13 protein-coding genes are annotated in these 15869 nt (G+C 65.4%); 6 read left to right on the forward strand and 7 right to left on the reverse strand.

Going from position 1 to position 15869, the window contains the following annotated elements; translation table 11 throughout:
- Positions 1–2: 2 nt before the first annotated feature.
- From PJW05_RS14690 to PJW05_RS14700, 3 genes are all read right to left on the reverse strand, one after another.
- Positions 3–1466 (reverse strand): aldehyde dehydrogenase family protein, encoded by a 1464-nt coding sequence (locus tag PJW05_RS14690; RefSeq protein WP_271407751.1) that lies wholly within the window; start codon positions 1464–1466, stop codon positions 3–5.
- A 92-nt stretch (positions 1467–1558) separates the two neighbouring features.
- Entirely contained in the window at positions 1559–2578 is a 1020-nt protein-coding gene (locus PJW05_RS14695; protein ID WP_271407752.1) for a hydroxyquinol 1,2-dioxygenase, read from the reverse strand.
- A 40-nt stretch (positions 2579–2618) separates the two neighbouring features.
- Positions 2619–3113 carry a hydroxyquinol 1,2-dioxygenase gene (locus tag PJW05_RS14700; RefSeq protein WP_271407753.1) on the reverse strand — a complete coding sequence of 165 codons (495 nt, stop codon included), beginning with the start codon at positions 3111–3113 and terminating at the stop codon, positions 2619–2621.
- Between the two features lie 429 nt (positions 3114–3542).
- Here PJW05_RS14700 and PJW05_RS14705 point away from each other — a divergent pair, with 429 nt between their 5' ends.
- Together PJW05_RS14705 and PJW05_RS14710 are read left to right on the forward strand one after the other, a co-directional pair.
- Complete coding sequence (locus tag PJW05_RS14705) at positions 3543–3941, forward strand: hypothetical protein (protein WP_271407754.1); 399 nt, start codon at positions 3543–3545, stop codon at positions 3939–3941.
- Positions 3942–4045: 104 nt separating this feature from the next.
- The gene (locus tag PJW05_RS14710) at positions 4046–4417 is read left to right on the forward strand and encodes a LutC/YkgG family protein (RefSeq protein WP_271407755.1); all 372 of its coding nucleotides are present in this window, start codon (positions 4046–4048) and stop codon (positions 4415–4417) included.
- Here PJW05_RS14710 and PJW05_RS14715 read toward each other — a convergent pair.
- From PJW05_RS14715 to PJW05_RS14730, 4 genes are all read right to left on the reverse strand, one after another.
- Positions 4406–5431 (reverse strand): LacI family DNA-binding transcriptional regulator, encoded by a 1026-nt coding sequence (locus PJW05_RS14715; protein WP_271407756.1) that lies wholly within the window; start codon positions 5429–5431, stop codon positions 4406–4408. The two genes, PJW05_RS14710 and PJW05_RS14715, sit on opposite strands and share 12 nt — an antisense overlap.
- A 203-nt stretch (positions 5432–5634) precedes the next feature.
- Entirely contained in the window at positions 5635–7245 is a 1611-nt protein-coding gene (locus tag PJW05_RS14720; protein WP_271407757.1) for a 5-guanidino-2-oxopentanoate decarboxylase, read from the reverse strand.
- A 674-nt stretch (positions 7246–7919) separates the two neighbouring features.
- Positions 7920–9434 (reverse strand): threonine ammonia-lyase, biosynthetic, encoded by a 1515-nt coding sequence (gene ilvA / locus PJW05_RS14725; RefSeq protein ID WP_271412228.1) that lies wholly within the window; start codon positions 9432–9434, stop codon positions 7920–7922.
- A 288-nt stretch (positions 9435–9722) separates the two neighbouring features.
- Complete coding sequence (locus PJW05_RS14730) at positions 9723–9914, reverse strand: hypothetical protein (protein ID WP_271407758.1); 192 nt, start codon at positions 9912–9914, stop codon at positions 9723–9725.
- Positions 9915–10071: 157 nt separating this feature from the next.
- Between PJW05_RS14730 and mltA the strand changes: the two genes are divergently transcribed.
- The 4 genes from mltA (at position 10072) to PJW05_RS14750 (ending at position 15798) form a co-directional block, all read left to right on the forward strand.
- Positions 10072–11247: a murein transglycosylase A gene (gene mltA / locus PJW05_RS14735; RefSeq protein ID WP_271407759.1), complete on the forward strand. Its 1176-nt coding sequence runs from the start codon at positions 10072–10074 to the stop codon at positions 11245–11247.
- A gap of 2 nt (positions 11248–11249) precedes the next feature.
- On the forward strand, positions 11250–11756 hold the full coding sequence (locus PJW05_RS14740; protein ID WP_271407760.1) for a GNAT family N-acetyltransferase: 507 nt from the start codon (positions 11250–11252) through the stop codon (positions 11754–11756).
- Positions 11757–11829: 73 nt separating this feature from the next.
- Positions 11830–12807 carry a sensor domain-containing diguanylate cyclase gene (locus tag PJW05_RS14745; protein ID WP_271407761.1) on the forward strand — a complete coding sequence of 326 codons (978 nt, stop codon included), beginning with the start codon at positions 11830–11832 and terminating at the stop codon, positions 12805–12807.
- A 510-nt stretch (positions 12808–13317) separates the two neighbouring features.
- Positions 13318–15798, forward strand: a complete 2481-nt coding sequence (locus PJW05_RS14750) for a putative bifunctional diguanylate cyclase/phosphodiesterase (protein ID WP_271407762.1) — start codon at positions 13318–13320, stop codon at positions 15796–15798.
- The last annotated feature ends 71 nt before the right edge of the window (positions 15799–15869 follow it).

Raw genomic sequence — 15869 nt, forward strand, 5'->3', positions numbered from 1 at the left:
CCTCAGCGCTTGAAATGCGGCGCGATCTTCGCGTCGACGTTGACCCACACGGAGCGGGCTTCGGTGTAGTCGTGGATAGCCTCGAAGCCCATTTCACGGCCATAGCCGGACTGGCCGACGCCGCCGAAGGGGCTACCGGGGCTGACGCGCTTGTAGCAGTTGATCCAGCACATGCCGGCATGAATGTTCGCCGCCATGCGGTGAGCGCGCTGCAGGTCGCGGGTCCAGAGGCCGCTGCCGAGGCCGTACTGGGTGCCGTTGGCGATGGCCAGGGCCTCTTCGTCGGTGGAAAAGCGCAGTACGGTGACGAAGGGGCCGAACACTTCCTCCTGGGCCACGCGGTGGTCTGGCTGGGCCTCCACCACCGTCGGTTCGATGTAGTAGCCGTCGGCAAGCGCAGGGTCATTCGGCGCCTTGCCGCCGCTGAGGATGCGTCCACCCTGAGCGCGGGCGATGTCCACGTAGGCGAGTACGCGGTCGCGGTGCTGGGCCGAGGTCAGCGGGCCCATCTCGGTGTCCGGGTCCAGCGGGCTGCCCAGACGGATGGAGCGCGCCAGGCCGATGAAGCGCTCAAGGAATTCGTCGGCGATGCGCTCGTGGAGGATCAGCCGCGAGCCGGCGATGCAGGCCTGGCCCTGGTTGTGGAAGATCGCCCAGGCGGCGCCATTCACGGCAGCCTCCAGGTTGGCGTCCTCGAAGACGATATTGGCGCCCTTCCCGCCCAGTTCCAGTTGCACCCGCTTGAGGTTGCCCTGGGAGGCTTCGACGATGCGCCGGCCGGTGGCGGTGGAACCGGTGAAGGCGATCTTGCCCACGTCGTCGTGCTCGGCCAGGCGCTGGCCGGCGGTGTGGCCATAGCCCGGCACCACGTTGACCACGCCATCGGGGAAGCCGACTTCCTTCATCAGCTCGGCGATGCGCAGGGTGGACAGCGGTGTGATCTCCGACGGTTTGATCACCACCGTGTTGCCGGCGGCCAGCGCCGGCCCCATCTTCCAGCTGGTGAACATCAGCGGGAAGTTCCACGGCACGATCTGCCCCACCACGCCGACGGGCTTGCGCTGCACATAGTTGAGGAAGCCGGCCTCCACCGGGATCACCGCGCCTTCGATCTTGTCGGCCATGCCGCCGAAGTAGCGGAAGCAGGCGGCCGTGCGCGGCACGTCCAGACTGCGGGAATCGCGGATCGGGTGGCCGGTGTCGAGGGATTCCAGCTGCGCCAGCTCCTCGGCCTGCTTCTCGATCTTGTCCGCCAGTTTCAGCAGCAGGCGTCCGCGCTCGGCGCCGGACAGGGCCGCCCAGGCCGGAAAGGCTCGCTTGGCGGCGGCCACCGCCAGGTCCACGTCCTCAGCCTCGGCGGCGGCGATGTGAGTGATCAGCGAGCCATCGTGGGGCGACAGCACATCGATAGTGCCGCCCTTCAGGGCCGGCACGAAGCGGCCATCGATGAAGAGTTGGTTCTGCATGGAAAAAGCTCTCCGGGCGCCGCGACCCTGCGCGGCACATCTGTGTGGCGTGAAGTGACTCCCTCTCCCCTCCGGGGAGAGGGAGGAGCGGCTCAGAACTCCACCGGGTACGGCGGCAGCTCACCGCTCTCGTAGCGCTGCGGCAGGTTTGGCGTGGCGTTCTCCCACACCAGCAGCATGGAGCGTTTGGTGGAATAGCCCTGGTGGCGGATGTCCGCCGGCATGGCGCAGATGTCGCCGGGGCGCATGGTGATGCGCGCGCGGGGGGCGCCGTCGTCCTTGTCGGCCACGTCCCAGATGATTTCGTCGGAGAGTTGCAGGAACCACTCCACACGGTCGTTGCCGTGGAACACCGGGAGAATGAATTCCTCGGTGGTCGGGCAGAACAGACTGGCCTTGCACACCGAGCTGACCGACGGGTTCCAGGTCACGTCGGAGCGGGACAGGTACTTGTACAGATTGAACGCATGCAGCTCGCCCTCGAAGCCTGCGGCGGCATGGATTTCCGGCTCGTCCTGGGGCACGTCGGCGAACTGGCGGTTCACCGGCAGGTCATCACGCAGCGGCGAGTCGTCCGGCAGGCCGGGCATGCGCCGGGTGGCCACGCGGAAGCGCTCGATGGCTTCGAGGTTGTCACCGTGCTTGCGGCCGAAGGCGCTGCCGGTTTCCTCCGGCGCGGCAAAGGGGTCGAAGCCGGCATTGGTCCAGTCGCGCAGGATGGCCTTGAAGGTGGCCATGATCTTCGGCGTCTCGAACTGCTCGGTGTAGTCGACGCCGGCCTCGCGGAGCACGCCGTTGAAGGTGCCGGCATAGAGGTCGACCTTGCCGTAGTGGTTGCGGGTGCCGATCACCTCGTCGAAGTTCACCCAGCCGTAGAAGAAGCCCCAGGCCACGTCGCGCATGGTGGCGCGCAGGAAGGCGTCGGCGGGGATCAGGTGGGCGCGCTCCTGGCCCTTGGCCGGCCACTGGATGCGCACGAAGTATTCGTCGCGGGACAGGGTGAAGGCACCCAGCGTGAAGCTGCGGTAGCCGGTAACGGAATCGGGCAGGCTGGCTTCGACCTCATCGGCGGCGAAGCTGGCGGAAGTGTCGAGGGTTTCGAGCATGGCCATGGAGGTGTCCTCTTGTTCTGGTTGTCGGGTCGGGGGGGGGTCACTTCAGGCAGATGTCTGCCCACTTCTCCACCGACAGCGGGCCCTTGATGGTCTGCAGCAGCACCACGCAGGGGCGTGCGGATGCGAAGCGGTAGGCGCAGCCGGCCGGCAGCAGCGCCTGGTGGCCACGCTTGAGCAGCACGTAACCCATGGGACGACCTTCGGGTTGCTCGCCGGCCAGGCGGGTGCCCTCGCCCTCGCCGGGCGGTGCATCGAGCTTGAGGAATTCCACCCGCACGTCGCCGTCCACCGAGATGGCGAATTCGTCGTGGGCGGCGGCGTACCAGGGCGAGACGCCTTCGGCGCGCAGGGTCTCGATGACGTAGCCGAGGTTCAGGCCGACCACCACCTTTTCATAGGGGGCGGAGCGCTGGGCGACGTCGAAGATGTTGGAGAAGGCGTAGTGGCGGGCTTCGCCCTGGATGATCTCGATCGAACCCTTGCGATGGTCGTCGAGCGAACCGAAGACGGTCCGGTACGCGGCAGTGCTCATCTCATTCACCGTTTGTTGTTGTAGTGGGTGAGTGAACGTTACGAGCGCCCCGCGCAACCAACAATTCCAAGGCGGGCGACAACAGTGTTTGCAAAACGCGAACAGTGAACGAAGCGCTCTGGCACGGCCGTTACAGCCCATCGCGGGCTGGCCTGGGCCTGGAGAAGGGAATGAAGAAGGCCACGATGTAGAGGCTCTATCGGCCAGATTGATCGAGTAAATCGATTATACCAATCCATGGAAAAAGCCTTTCCACATTCCACAACAACGACCCAATTAATGACCTAACATATTGTTTTTATTAGCATCTATACAACTATCATCGGCGTCGATGGTAACCATCACGCAGCATCACTTCTTCATCGAAATCACATCCGTAAGATGGGCCCCGTAGACGAATTCCAACCCCCTCTAACCAAGGTGACCCAAATGAAAAAGCAAATCCTCGCCAGCCTGTTCATCGCCAGCCTATCCGCCACTGCCTTTGCCCTGCCCCAGGGTGCCGTCGTGGCTGAAGGTGGTTCCGACCGCACCAGCATCCACCGTGTCGCCGAAGGCGGTGCCGACCGCACTGGCGCTAACCGCATCGCCGAAAACGGCTCCGAGCGTTCCCAGTCCCTGCGCGTGGCTGAAGGCGGCTCCGATCGCACCAAGGCCTTCGACGTGGCTGAAAACGGTTCCGAGCGCTCCCAGTCCCTGCGCGTAGCCGAAGGCGGCTCCGACCGCACCAAGGCCTTCGATGTCGCTGAAAACGGTTCCGAGCGCTCCCAGTCCCTGCGTGTAGCCGAAGGCGGTGCCGATCGCACTGGCGCCAACCGCATCAGCTGATTCCCGGAGCAGTTCAGAGGCAGGCAATCCATGACGTATGCACCTCGAAAGGCAGAAGGCGCCACTTGTGGCGCCTTCTTTCTTTTTGGGGAACGGAAAAGCGGATGAGCGGAGACTGCTTTTCCTGTGGGGGCCTGCCCTGGCGGGAGCTGCCGGTGGAATCCGGCACCGCTTTGCCTCATCACGCCATCGCTGTCGGGCAGGCGTTCGCCGCCCTGGCCGACAGCGGAAGCCTGGTGATGCTGGCAACGCCGGACAGCCCCGCGCGGCTCAATTTCCTGCCGGAGCATCACCTGGTGGTGCTGTCGAGAAGCCGCCTGCTGAGCCGCATGGAACGCCTCTGGCCCCTGCTGCGGGAACAGGACACCCAGGCGGTGCATCTGCTGACCGGCCCGTCCAGCACGGCGGACATCGGCGGCCAACTGCTCTACGGCGCCCACGGACCGCGGGCGCTGCACGTCCTGCTAACGCCGTAGCGCGGTGGACTCCCGCGCCACCAGCTCGCTGCCCACATCGATCTGGGCAGTACCGTCGCCTTCGCCACGGATGCGCTGGCACAGCAGCTCCACCGTGGCATTGGCCACCTGTTCGGCGGGAATCCTCACACTGGTCAGCGAGGGCGTGGCCACCCGCGCGATGGGCAGATCGCCGAAGCCGCAGATGCCCAGTTCGTCCGGTACGCGGATGCCCAGGCGCTGGCAGGTGAAGAGCGCGCCGATGGCGGGCATGTCGTTGGTAAAGAACGCGCCGTCGCAGTCAATCTCGCCCCCGGCGAATCGCTGGATCACCGCCACGCCATCGTCGATATGCGGCACCGGCGAGGTCTTGAAGCGCGGCGGCTCGACACCCAGGCCCGCCCTCACCGCCTCGCGAAAACCGGCGAAGCGCAGGTTCTCGCGCTCGTCGTCATAACCGAAAAAGGCCGGCCGGCGGTAACCGCAAGCCACCAGGTGACGCCCGGCCGCCGCACCGGCGGCCCAGTTGGAGAAGCCCACCACCTGCCCCACGGGCTGGCGCGGCGACTCGCCCTCGGGCAAGTCCCAGAGTTCGATCAGCGGGATATCGGTGGCTTGCAACAGTTCCAGGGTTTCCGGCGCGTGGTAACCGTAGGCGAGGATCAGGCCGTCCAGTTGGCGGCCGAGGAAGGCACGCAGCAGCTTGCTTTCTTCCTCCTGGGAAAAACGGGTTTCACCAATCAGCAGATGGAACCCCGCCCGGGCCAGGCCTTGCTGCAGGGTCTCGATGGTGGTCGCGAGGATAGGGTTGGTGATGGTGGTGATCAGCGCGCCGATAATGCCGCTACGCCGCGTCACGAGCTGACTGGCGGCCAGGTTGGGCACGTAACCCAGTTCGCGCACCGCCTGCTCCACCCGCTGCCGGGTCTGCGCCGAAACCTTGTCCGGTTTCGACAGCGCCCGCGACACCGTCATGCTGGATACCCCGGCGAGCTGGGCGACATCCTGCAAGGTGGGTTTGCTCTTGGTGGTCATCCTGGCCTCTGGTGCCTGTTCGGGAGGCGCATTATCCCTGCTGGCATGCCTCTGGATACCCCCTGCAGGGCAGTTCATTCACCTGTGGGGGCGAATTCATTCGCAAAGGGCAGCGAAGCTGCCCCCTGCTGGGTCGAAGGGCGAACCTGCCGTCCGCTCAGCGATTGAAATCGCCCCCACAGAAAGGGCACGACCTGTCCCGGTTACTGCAGGAACTCCGCGTGCTCCCACACTTCGATCACCGTCGGGCGGTCGGCCTTGGCGGCGGTTTCCAGCAGCTCGGCCAGGTGCTCCAGGCTCTCGGCCTTCTCGGCATTGCAGCCGAAGGCGCGGGCCAGGCCCTGGAAGTCCGGGGTGTAGATGTCGACACCGATGGTGGGGATGTCGCGGTTCTTCATGTAGCGCTTGATCTCGCCGTAGCCGCTGTTATTCCACAGCAGCACGATGATCGGCGCGCCGGCTTCCACGGCCGAGGCCAGTTCCGGCAGGGTGAACTGGATGCCGCCATCGCCGATCAGGGCGATCACCGGGCGCTGCGGCGCGGCCAGCTTGGCGCCGATGGCGGCCGGCAGGCCGTAGCCGAGGGTGCCGTAGCCGGTGGCGGAGTTGAACCAGCTGCGCGGGCGGGTGGCTTCGAACAGGTGGTTGCCGGAATACACCGGCTGGGTGGAATCACCCGCCACGATCAGGTCCGGCAGAGTCTGCTGCAGGGTTTCCAGCACCTTGCGCTGGCCATTCCAGGCTTCCGGCCACTGGGCATCCAGTTGTTCGCGCACGGCGGCGGCGCGTTTGGAGCCGGCGCTTTCGGCGCTGAAGGCGGCGCTCGCGCCCAAGGCGTCCGCCAGGGCGGCCATAGCCAGGCGCGCGTCACTGAGGATGGCCACGTCGGCCGGATAGTTGCGGTTCAGTTGCTCGGCGTCGATGTCGACGCGGATCAGGGTGCTCTCGATGCGGAAATTGCCATCGAACACTACGTCGTAATCGGTCTCGCCCAGTTCGGTACCGATGGCCAGGATCACATCGGATTCCAGCACCATCTGGCGCACCGGCACCCAGGCCTGGTTGCAACCCAGGGCCAGCGGGTGCCCCTTGGGCAGCACGCCCTTGGCATTGATGGTGTAGGCGGTGGGCGCGTCCAGCGCCTCCACCAGGCGCAGGGCCTCGGCGCCGGCATCGGCGCAACCGCCCCCCAGCAGCACCAGCGGGCGCTGGGCGTTCTTCAGCAGTTCGGCGGCAGCGGCGATGGCGTCGGCAGCCGGCGCCGGACGGCTCGGCAGCGCACCGAGCTTGCGGCGCACATGGTCAGCCGGTGCGGTGATCACATCGATCGGGATCTCGATATGTACCGGGCGCGGACGGGCGCCATTGAACACGGCGAAGGCGCGGGTCAGCACATCGGGCAACTCGTCCGGGCGCATCAGGGTGTGGCTGAAGGCGGCAACGCCGGAGACCAGGTTGCGCTGGTTCGGCAGCTCGTGCAGACGGCCGCCGCCCATGCCCAGTTGCTCGGTGTTGTTGACGCTGGAGATCACCAGCATGGGGATGGAGTCGGCGTAGGCCTGGCCCATGGCGGTGGTGATGTTGGTCATGCCCGGACCGGTGATGATGAAGCACACGCCCGGCTTGCCGGATACGCGGGCATAGCCGTCGGCCGCGAATCCGGCGCCCTGCTCGTGGCGCGGGGTCACATGGCGGATACGGGTGTTCGGCAGGCCGCGATACAGCTCGACGGTGTGCACGCCAGGGATACCGAACACGGTATCCACGCCAAAGCCTTCCAGCAGCTCAACCAGCAGCTCTCCGCAGGTCAACATGGGCAAATCTCCAGGGAATGTGGATCAGGATGCGCGCTACTCTATCATTACTTTGTTAGCGCTAACACCGCTTCGTCGGATTTGCCGGAAGCTGCTTTCAGGGGAAGGTGGCGCACACCGGATTGCCAATTCGGTGTGCGGCGCTTGAGGTTCTGAAGTTCAGCTCATTGCAGAGGGGCTTCGGCTTTCTGTTTCGTCCCCCCGGACGAGTCACTTTCTCAGTCGCCGAAAGTAACCAAATGGCTTGCCCCTGCATCCGGCCCGACTACGTCGGGTGCCCTCGCTCCATCGCTGTGCCAGGGGCACGGCGCGAAGGGCCATCCATGGCCCTGCGCGCCTCTCGCGGCATCCATGCCGCTCATCCCCTTCTACAGCGATTACACTCGGCCTCCTGATGGGGCGGGGTCCTTGCCACACCTCTTCCGCTCAGTTTAAGGCCGCTGGTTGCATCAGGATTGCTGTGTCTAGGTAGGATGGGTTGAGGTACGAAACCCATGCTGTCGGATCAACAGGTACACGCGCAGTTTCCTCGCCTGCTTGCGGGGTGAAGACGCGCGCCGGGGGCAGGCGGCATCCAGTTGCACACTGCCAATCAAGGTCACTCACATAATTTTGCCAATCCGACATCAGAGCACTCCCCCAACATCCCCAATGAACCGAAAAATCACTGCCCCTCAGCCCAGGAACAGCCTGCACGCCGGGTTATCGCTCTCTTCCCAGTACGGGTAGCCGATTTCGTCCAGCGCCTCGAAGATCAGGTGGTTCTCATCCTCCGGCACTTGTAGCCCGGCTAGCACGCGGCCGTCGGCGGCGCCGTGATTGCGGTAGTGGAACAGGGTGATGTTCCAGCGCCCGCCCAGCTTGTCGAGGAAGTTGAACAGCGCACCTGGTCGCTCGGGAAACTCAAAGCGGAACAGCCGCTCTTCGCCGATGTACGCGGCGCGGCCACCTACCATGTGGCGGATGTGCACCTTGGCCAGTTCGTTCTCGGTCAGGTCAAGGACCGGGAAGCCCTGCCCCTGCAGGCTCTCCACCAGCGCCGCGCGCGGGTCGGTGAGCGGGTGGGTCTGCACGCCGACGAAGATGTGCGCCTCGGCGTCGGTGTTGTAGCGGTAGTTGAACTCGGTGATCTGGCGCTTGCCGATGGCTTCGCAGAAGGCCTTGAAGCTGCCAGGGCGTTCCGGGATGGTCACGGCGATGATCGCCTCGCGCTGCTCGCCCAGTTCGGCACGTTCAGCCACGTGGCGCAGGCGGTCGAAGTTGATGTTGGCGCCGGAGTCGATGGCCACCAGGGTCTGCCCACGGGCACCCTCGTGCTCCACGTACCGCTTGATCCCGGCCACCGCCAGTGCGCCTGCCGGCTCGGTGATGGAACGGGTGTCGTCGTAGATGTCCTTGATCGCCGCGCAGATTTCATCGGCGCTGACCGTCAGCACCTCGTCGACGAAATGCCGGCAGACCTCGAAGTTGTGGGCGCCGATCTGCGCCACCGCCACCCCGTCGGCGAACAGCCCGACCTGACCGAGCACCACCCGCTCGCCCGCGGCCAGCGCGGCCTGCAGGCAGTTGGAGTCCTCCGGCTCGACGCCGATCACTTTCACTTCGGGGCGCAGGTATTTCACATAGGCGGCGATGCCGGCGATCAGGCTGCCGCCACCCACGGGCACGAAGATGGCGTCCAGCCGGCCGCCGTGCTGGCGGAGGATTTCCATGGCCACCGTGCCCTGCCCGGCGATCACGTCCGGGTCGTCGTAGGGCGGCACGAAGGTCAGGCCCTGTTCGTCCGTCAGCTTCAACGCGTGGGCCAGGGCATCGGGGAAGGCGTCGCCGTGCAGCACCACGTTGCCGCCGCGGGAGCGCACGCCTTGAACCTTCAGTTCCGGCGTGGTACGCGGCATCACGATGGTCGCCTGCACGCCCAGCTCCCGCGCCGCCAGGGCCAGGCCCTGGGCGTGGTTACCCGCCGAGGCGGCGATCACCCCACGCTCGCGCTCCTCCTGGCTCAGCTGAACCACGCGGTTGTAGGCGCCGCGGATCTTGAAGGAGTAGACCGGCTGCAGGTCCTCACGCTTGAGCAGCACCTGGTTGCCGAGGCGTTCGCTGAGCTGGCGGGCGGGTTGCAGGGGCGTTTCGATGGCAACGTCGTACACCGGTGCGGCGAGGATCTTGCGCACATAGTGCTTGAGCAGGCCGTCACGCTCATCCAGCGGGCGCTCGGTAAGAGAATCGGCAGTCGGGGTGGTGAGATGGGTCATGCGGGGCTCCTGGTCTTGATGTTCGCGCCCAGGAGACAGAAGGAAGAAACCCGCCTCGAGGGCGGGTTTCTGTTTGGTCGTCGGCTAACCCGCCACTGCTGGAATGGCGGTAATAATCGCGGGGCCGGACAACCAAGGGGATTGAGTCATGGCGGGCAAAATAGAGGGCCGGCGTCCTTCAGGTCAAGCATCAATTTCATACAGGCGGGGGAAATCCGTCCTTCAGACATGGTCACGCACCACACGCAACTCGGCGGCGTCCTGGTTCATCCGCTGGATCACATTGAACAGTTGCTGCTTCAGAGCCGCGTCGCCGATGCGGTCGGCGGCGCGCATCACGGCGATGGCGGCGGCTTCGTTGTTCATGGCCACGGCGTCCAGGGTCTTGCGAAAATTTCTCACGGTACGCGTCACGATAGGGTCCTTCTCAAAGCTGCGTGCACCCTATTGGATGAATATTTCCTTTTGATTTCAGCGTCTTGGATCAATGCCGCAGCTCGTCTGATTTGACGTCGCCCCGGCCATTCACCAAGCTAGCGGCCTCGAAATCCCTCACCAGGAACACCCGCCCGTGATTGCCCCCCTTTTCCGTCGGGGCCGGCTTGCGCTCTGCATCGCCGGCCTGTTCGCCCTGCTCGCCGGTTGCGACGAGGAACCCGCCAAGCCCGAACAACCCGCCAAGGTCGATACCTACGCCAGGGCCAGTTGGGAAGAACTCCCCGCCAGCAGCGACGACGACGTAATCGCCGGATTCGCTGCCTGGCGTTCGGCCTGCGCGCGTCTGGCCAAGGACCCGGTCTGGGCCGCCACCTGCGCCAGCGCCGCCCAGGTACCGCAAGACCCCGCCGCGATCCGCGCCTGGCTCAGGGCGCAGCTCGACGTCTACAGCCTGCGCAACGCGCGCAACAGCCCCGAGGGCCTGATCACCGGCTACTACGAACCGGTCTACGCGGGTAGCCTGGGGCGCAGCGAGCGGGCGCAGGTGCCGGTCTATGGCGTACCCGACGACCTCATCGTGGTCGCCCTGGATGGGCTCTACCCCGAACTCAAGGGCAAGCGCCTGCGTGGCCGCCTCGAAGGCCGCGTGCTCAAGCCCTACGACGATGGCGCCAGCATCCGCGCCAACGGCGTCAAGGCACCGGTGCTGGCCTGGCTCACCGACCCGATGGACCTGCAATTCCTGCAGATCCAGGGTTCCGGCCGCATCCAGCTGGACAGCGGCCGCCAGTTGCGCATCGGCTATGCCGACCAGAACGGCCACCCCTACCGCCCGGTGGGGCGCTGGCTGGTGGAACAGGGCCAGCTGAAACAGGAAGACGTCAGCATGGGGGCGATTCGCGATTGGGCCAGCGCCAACCCGCAACGAGTGCCCGAACTGCTGGCGAGCAACCCGAGCTTCGTGTTCTTCAGCCTCAACCCGGACAGCAACGAAGGCCCGCGCGGATCCCTCAACGTGCCGCTGACCGCCGGCTACAGCGTGGCCATCGACCGCAAGGTGATTCCATTGGGCAGCCTGCTCTGGCTTTCCACCACCCGCCCGGATGGCAGCCCGGTGATTCGTCCGGTGGCGGCCCAGGACACCGGCGGCGCCATCGCCGGCGAGGTGCGCGCCGACCTGTTCTGGGGAACCGGCGCCGCGGCTGGCGAACTGGCTGGCAACATGAAGCAGCAAGGGCGGGTCTGGCTGCTATGGCCCAAGGGCATCGCCCTGCCCAATGCCACCCCTGCATCCAAATCAGGAGTCTGAACATGACCTTGATCCTCCGCACCGAGCGTGCCACCGACATCCAGGCCATCGAAGACCTGACCCGCGCCGCCTTTGCCGATGCGCCCCACAGCAGCGGTACAGAACAGTTCATCGTCAATGCCCTGCGGCGCGCCGGGCAGTTGTCGCTATCGCTGGTGGCGGAACACAACGGCGAGATCGTCGGCCATGTGGCCCTCTCACCCGTAGCCCTCTCCTCCGGCACCCCAGGCTGGTACGGACTGGGCCCGATCTCGGTGGCGCCGGCGCGCCAGGGCAGCGGCATCGGATCGCGGCTGATGGGCGCGGCCCTCGCTGGCCTGCGTGAACTCGGCGCGCAAGGCTGCGTGCTCCTGGGTGACCCGGGCTACTACAGCCGTTTCGGTTTCGTCGTGCGGCCCGGCCTGACCCTGCCTGGCGTGCCGCCCGAGTACTTCCAGGCCCTGTCGCTGACGGGAGACTGGGCCGAAGGTGAGGTGAGCTATCAGGTGGCATTCGAAGCCACTGCCTGAAACGGCGGGAGATTCGGTATAAGGGGACCTGCGCAGGGAGGCGCCAACCGAATCGGCCAGTACGGGGGCAGCCATGCAAGACGACCGCGACAACACCCAGGAGGTCTACAAGGCCCTGCTGGAATCCACCCGGGCGATCCCCTGGAAGATCGACTGGAAGACCATGACCTTCGCCTACATCGGCCCGCAGATCGAGGCGCTGCTGGGCTGGAGCCAGTCCAGCTGGGTCAGCGTCAACGACTGGGCCGAGCGCATGCACCCGGACGACCGCGACAGCGTGGTGGCCTTCTGCGTCGCCCAGTCCCAGTCCGGCACCGACCACGAGGCGGACTACCGCGCCATGACCGCCGGTGGCGACTACGTGTGGATTCGCGACGTGGTGCACGTGATGCGCAACGCCGACGGCGAGGTGGACGCGCTGATCGGCTTCATGTTCGACATCAGCGAACGCAAGAAGGCCGAGCAGCAGTTGATCGACCTGCAGAAACAACTGGAGGAGTACTCCTTCAAGGACGGACTCACCGGCGTGGCCAACCGGCGCATGTTCGACTCGGTACTGGAAGTGGAATGGACCAACGCCCAGCGCACCGGCGAGCCGCTGTCGCTGATCCTCCTGGATATCGACTACTTCAAGCAGTACAACGACCACTACGGCCATATCCAGGGCGACGACTGCCTGAAGAGTGTCGGCCAGGCGCTGATGAATGCCGCCATCCGCCCTCGCGATTTCATCGCCCGCTTCGGCGGCGAGGAATTCGTGCTGATCCTGCCCGCCACCGACGAACCCGCCGCGCGCCAGGTGGCCGAACGCTGCCGCAAGCTGATTCGCGAGCGCTGCATCCCCCACGAAAAATCCGGTGTCGCCACCCTGCTCACCATCAGCCTGGGGGTGGGTACCATCACCCCTGGCCATCAGGTCCAGAGCCTCGGCTTCATAGAAGCTGTCGACCGACTGCTCTACCAGGCCAAGCTGCGCGGTCGCGATCGCCTGGTATCGGCCCGCTGGCACGGCTCGCCACAGTCATTTGATGAACAGGGCGAAGGCCGCTGACCCTGCCTGCCGCGCCTCAGACAGAGGGCACGGATGCGGCCCGCCCGGACGGTCGAATGCAGCGCTCTAGCGGCGTGCAGCCAGATGCGAAAACGATGCATTTTAAAGTGGCTCACGATCATTGAGCTTGGCCGTCACGGAATGCAGTGCCGGATTGCGCCTTGGCACCGTGGCGGTCCTTTTTGCCACGCACCGGCCGACAATCCGGGCGCTAGCGGTCGACTGGACCGTTGATTCTTCCGCGCTGACCTGAAAGATCCCCCGCCCCCGGTGCCTGGGTCTGACTCCCCGGCGCGTAAGCCAGCCACCTTCCTGCGCAAGAACGCCACTAGCAGCCTGTCAGCGTCCAGGCACCAGCAGTCGGCCAACCGGATAATGGCCAATGAGTGGCTATGCTTTAGATGCCACCGCCCCATTCGCCCCACCGACGGGCGCCTGCACTCAGGGCAAGGGAACGGACTGCCTGGCGCGTCTTTCATTCAGGCCCTCATCAGGCTGGAGACCTTGAAAATGGATTCTTTCGAAGCTGAAAGCGCCGCCAATCAAGCCATCTCTGCCCATTCGAAGCACCCTCGCGCGACCCGCTGGCACCGCATGTACTTCTTCCTGGCGGGCTTCGACGTGCTGGTGGTCGTGCTCAGCGTGCTGCTCAATCACCTGATCGTCGACACCTACCACCGCTCCATAAAGGCCAACCAGTCCTGGGTCCAGCAACTGTCGGCCTATTCGACCCTGGGCAGCCTGGCCTCCGACGTGAACGCGCCGGGCAACAACGTGTTCGACACCCACGATGTCGAATCCGAATCGCGCAACATGTCCGCGGCCCTGAGTCTCTTCAACGAGCACCTGGCGCTGGCCAGGCAGCAACTGGACGCCCGCATCGCCAATCAGGCCGAGCACAGCGCGGACATCCAGGCCTACAGCATCGCCCTGAAGGATGAAGTGACCGAAGTCGACGCGGCGATGGTCGAGATGGTCAACGAGGCCCTGCTGATTTTCTCCTTCTTCCGTGAAGGCAAGTCGGACGACGCCGGCAAGCGCATGGCCACCATGGACCGCAAGTACGCCATGCTCCTCGCCTCGCTGGCCACGGTGCGGGAACGGGTCGGCCAGATCCAGAGCAAGCTGCTGGAGGAGGAGCAGGAGTCGGTGGAGGAACTGCGCCGGATCGAGTACGCGATCATGGTCTTCGTGCTGATGATGGTCAGCGCCGCCGTGTTCTACGGACGCCGGATCAAGCGCGAGATGGAAGCGCATGCCGCAGAGCGCGACGGCTACCTGGCGGTACTGCGCGAGAGCGAACGGCAGTTCCGCCAGCAGGCCTCGCTGCTGGACAAGGCCCAGGACGCCATCGTGGTCCACGACATGGACCACCGCATCCGCTACTGGAACAAGAGCGCCGAACGCCTCTACGGCCTGAGCAAGGAAGAAGCGCTCGGCCAATACGCGCCCCAACTGATCGACCATGACCCGGACACGACCGACGTGGCCACTCGCAGCCTCATGGAAAGCGGGGACTGGTCGGGGGAAGTGACCCTGCAGCGCCGCGACGGCAGCACCATCACCTTCGAAAGCCACCGCACCCTGGTGCGCGACGACAACGGCCGGCCGCAGTCCGTCCTGTCGATCAATACCGACATCAGCCACCGCAAGGCCGCCGAACAGGAGGTCAAGCGCCTGGCCTTCTACGACCAGCTCACCGGCCTGGCCAACCGGCGCCTCATGCTCGACCGCCTGCAGCACGCGCTGGTCAGCAGCACCCGCAGCCAGCATACGAGCGCGGTGATCCTGATCGACCTGGACAACTTCAAGGCGCTGAACGACACCCTGGGCCACGACCGTGGCGACATGCTGCTGCAACAGGTCGCCCAACGCCTGTCCTGCTGCATCCGTGAGAGCGACACCGTGGCGCGCCTCGGCGGTGACGAGTTCGTGGTGCTGCTGGAAGGACTCAGCGAGTACCCGCCGGATGCCGCCATCCAGGCCCGGAGCATCTGCGAGAAGATTCTCGGCGCACTGAATATTTCCTACCAGCTGGATGGCTATGAACACCACAGCACCCCCAGCCTCGGCATCGCCCTGTTCCAGGGCCAGCAGAACACCGTGGACGACATCATGAAGCGCGCCGACCTGGCGATGTACCGGGCCAAGGCGGCGGGCCGCAACACCCTGCGCTTCTTCGACCCGGAAATGCAGGCGGTCGCCACCGCCCGCGCGCAGTTGGAGGCGGACCTGCGCCAAGGGCTGCAAGGCAAGGAACTGCTGCTGTATTACCAACCGCAGGTGAACAGCCAGGGCCGCATCATTGGCGCCGAGGCGCTGATGCGCTGGCAACACCCCGAACGCGGCCTGGTGCTGCCGGCCGAGTTCGTGCCGCTGGCAGAGGAAACGGGGCTGATCCTGCCGCTGGGTCGATGGGCGCTGCAGTGTGCCTGCAACCAGCTGGTGGCCTGGGCCAGGCAACCGGACACCGCGCGGGTGGTTGTGGCAGTGAACGTCAGCGCCCGGCAGTTCCATCACCCCGACTTCGTGGAGGAGGTGCTGGCCGTGCTGAGGTACACCGGGGCCGACCCGAAAAAGCTCAAGCTGGAACTGACCGAAGGCCTGCTGGTGGAAGACATGGAAAGCACGGTCGCCAAGATGGTCGAGCTGCAGGAGATCGGCATCAGCCTGTCCCTGGATGACTTCGGCACCGGTTATTCCTCGCTCTCCTACCTGAAAAGCCTGCCGCTGGATCAGCTCAAGATCGACCAGTCCTTCATCCGCGACGTGCTGGTCGATCCCAACGACGCCGCGATTGCCTGCGCGATCATCAGCCTGAGCCAGATCCTCGGCCTCTCGGTGATTGCCGAGGGCGTGGAAACCGATGCCCAGCGCGCTTTCCTGCTCGCCCACGGCTGCCAGGCCTACCAGGGCAACTTCTTCTCCCGCCCGCTGCCACCCGAGCAGTTCAGGCAATACGTCCACGAACGCCTGATGGCGGAGCACTGAGCGCCAGGCGATACGCGCCCTTGTTGGGAAAGACTTTCATTTCCGCAACGGCTCACCTATTCTCGCCGCAG

Origin of the sequence: Pseudomonas sp. Q1-7, assembly GCF_028010285.1 — a bacterium.
Lineage (GTDB): Bacteria > Pseudomonadota > Gammaproteobacteria > Pseudomonadales > Pseudomonadaceae > Metapseudomonas.

Coding starts and splice junctions, on each gene's coding strand:
- PJW05_RS14740 (WP_271407760.1), top strand. CDS start 11,250: ATGACCTTGATCCTCCGCACCGAGCGTGCCACCGACATCCAGGCCATC.
- PJW05_RS14720 (WP_271407757.1), bottom strand. CDS start 7,245: ATGTTGACCTGCGGAGAGCTGCTGGTTGAGCTGCTGGAAGGCTTTGGC.
- PJW05_RS14700 (WP_271407753.1), bottom strand. CDS start 3,113: ATGAGCACTGCCGCGTACCGGACCGTCTTCGGTTCGCTCGACGACCAT.
- PJW05_RS14745 (WP_271407761.1), top strand. CDS start 11,830: ATGCAAGACGACCGCGACAACACCCAGGAGGTCTACAAGGCCCTGCTG.
- PJW05_RS14695 (WP_271407752.1), bottom strand. CDS start 2,578: ATGGCCATGCTCGAAACCCTCGACACTTCCGCCAGCTTCGCCGCCGAT.
- PJW05_RS14690 (WP_271407751.1), bottom strand. CDS start 1,466: ATGCAGAACCAACTCTTCATCGATGGCCGCTTCGTGCCGGCCCTGAAG.
- PJW05_RS14750 (WP_271407762.1), top strand. CDS start 13,318: ATGGATTCTTTCGAAGCTGAAAGCGCCGCCAATCAAGCCATCTCTGCC.
- PJW05_RS14710 (WP_271407755.1), top strand. CDS start 4,046: ATGAGCGGAGACTGCTTTTCCTGTGGGGGCCTGCCCTGGCGGGAGCTG.
- PJW05_RS14705 (WP_271407754.1), top strand. CDS start 3,543: ATGAAAAAGCAAATCCTCGCCAGCCTGTTCATCGCCAGCCTATCCGCC.
- PJW05_RS14715 (WP_271407756.1), bottom strand. CDS start 5,431: ATGACCACCAAGAGCAAACCCACCTTGCAGGATGTCGCCCAGCTCGCC.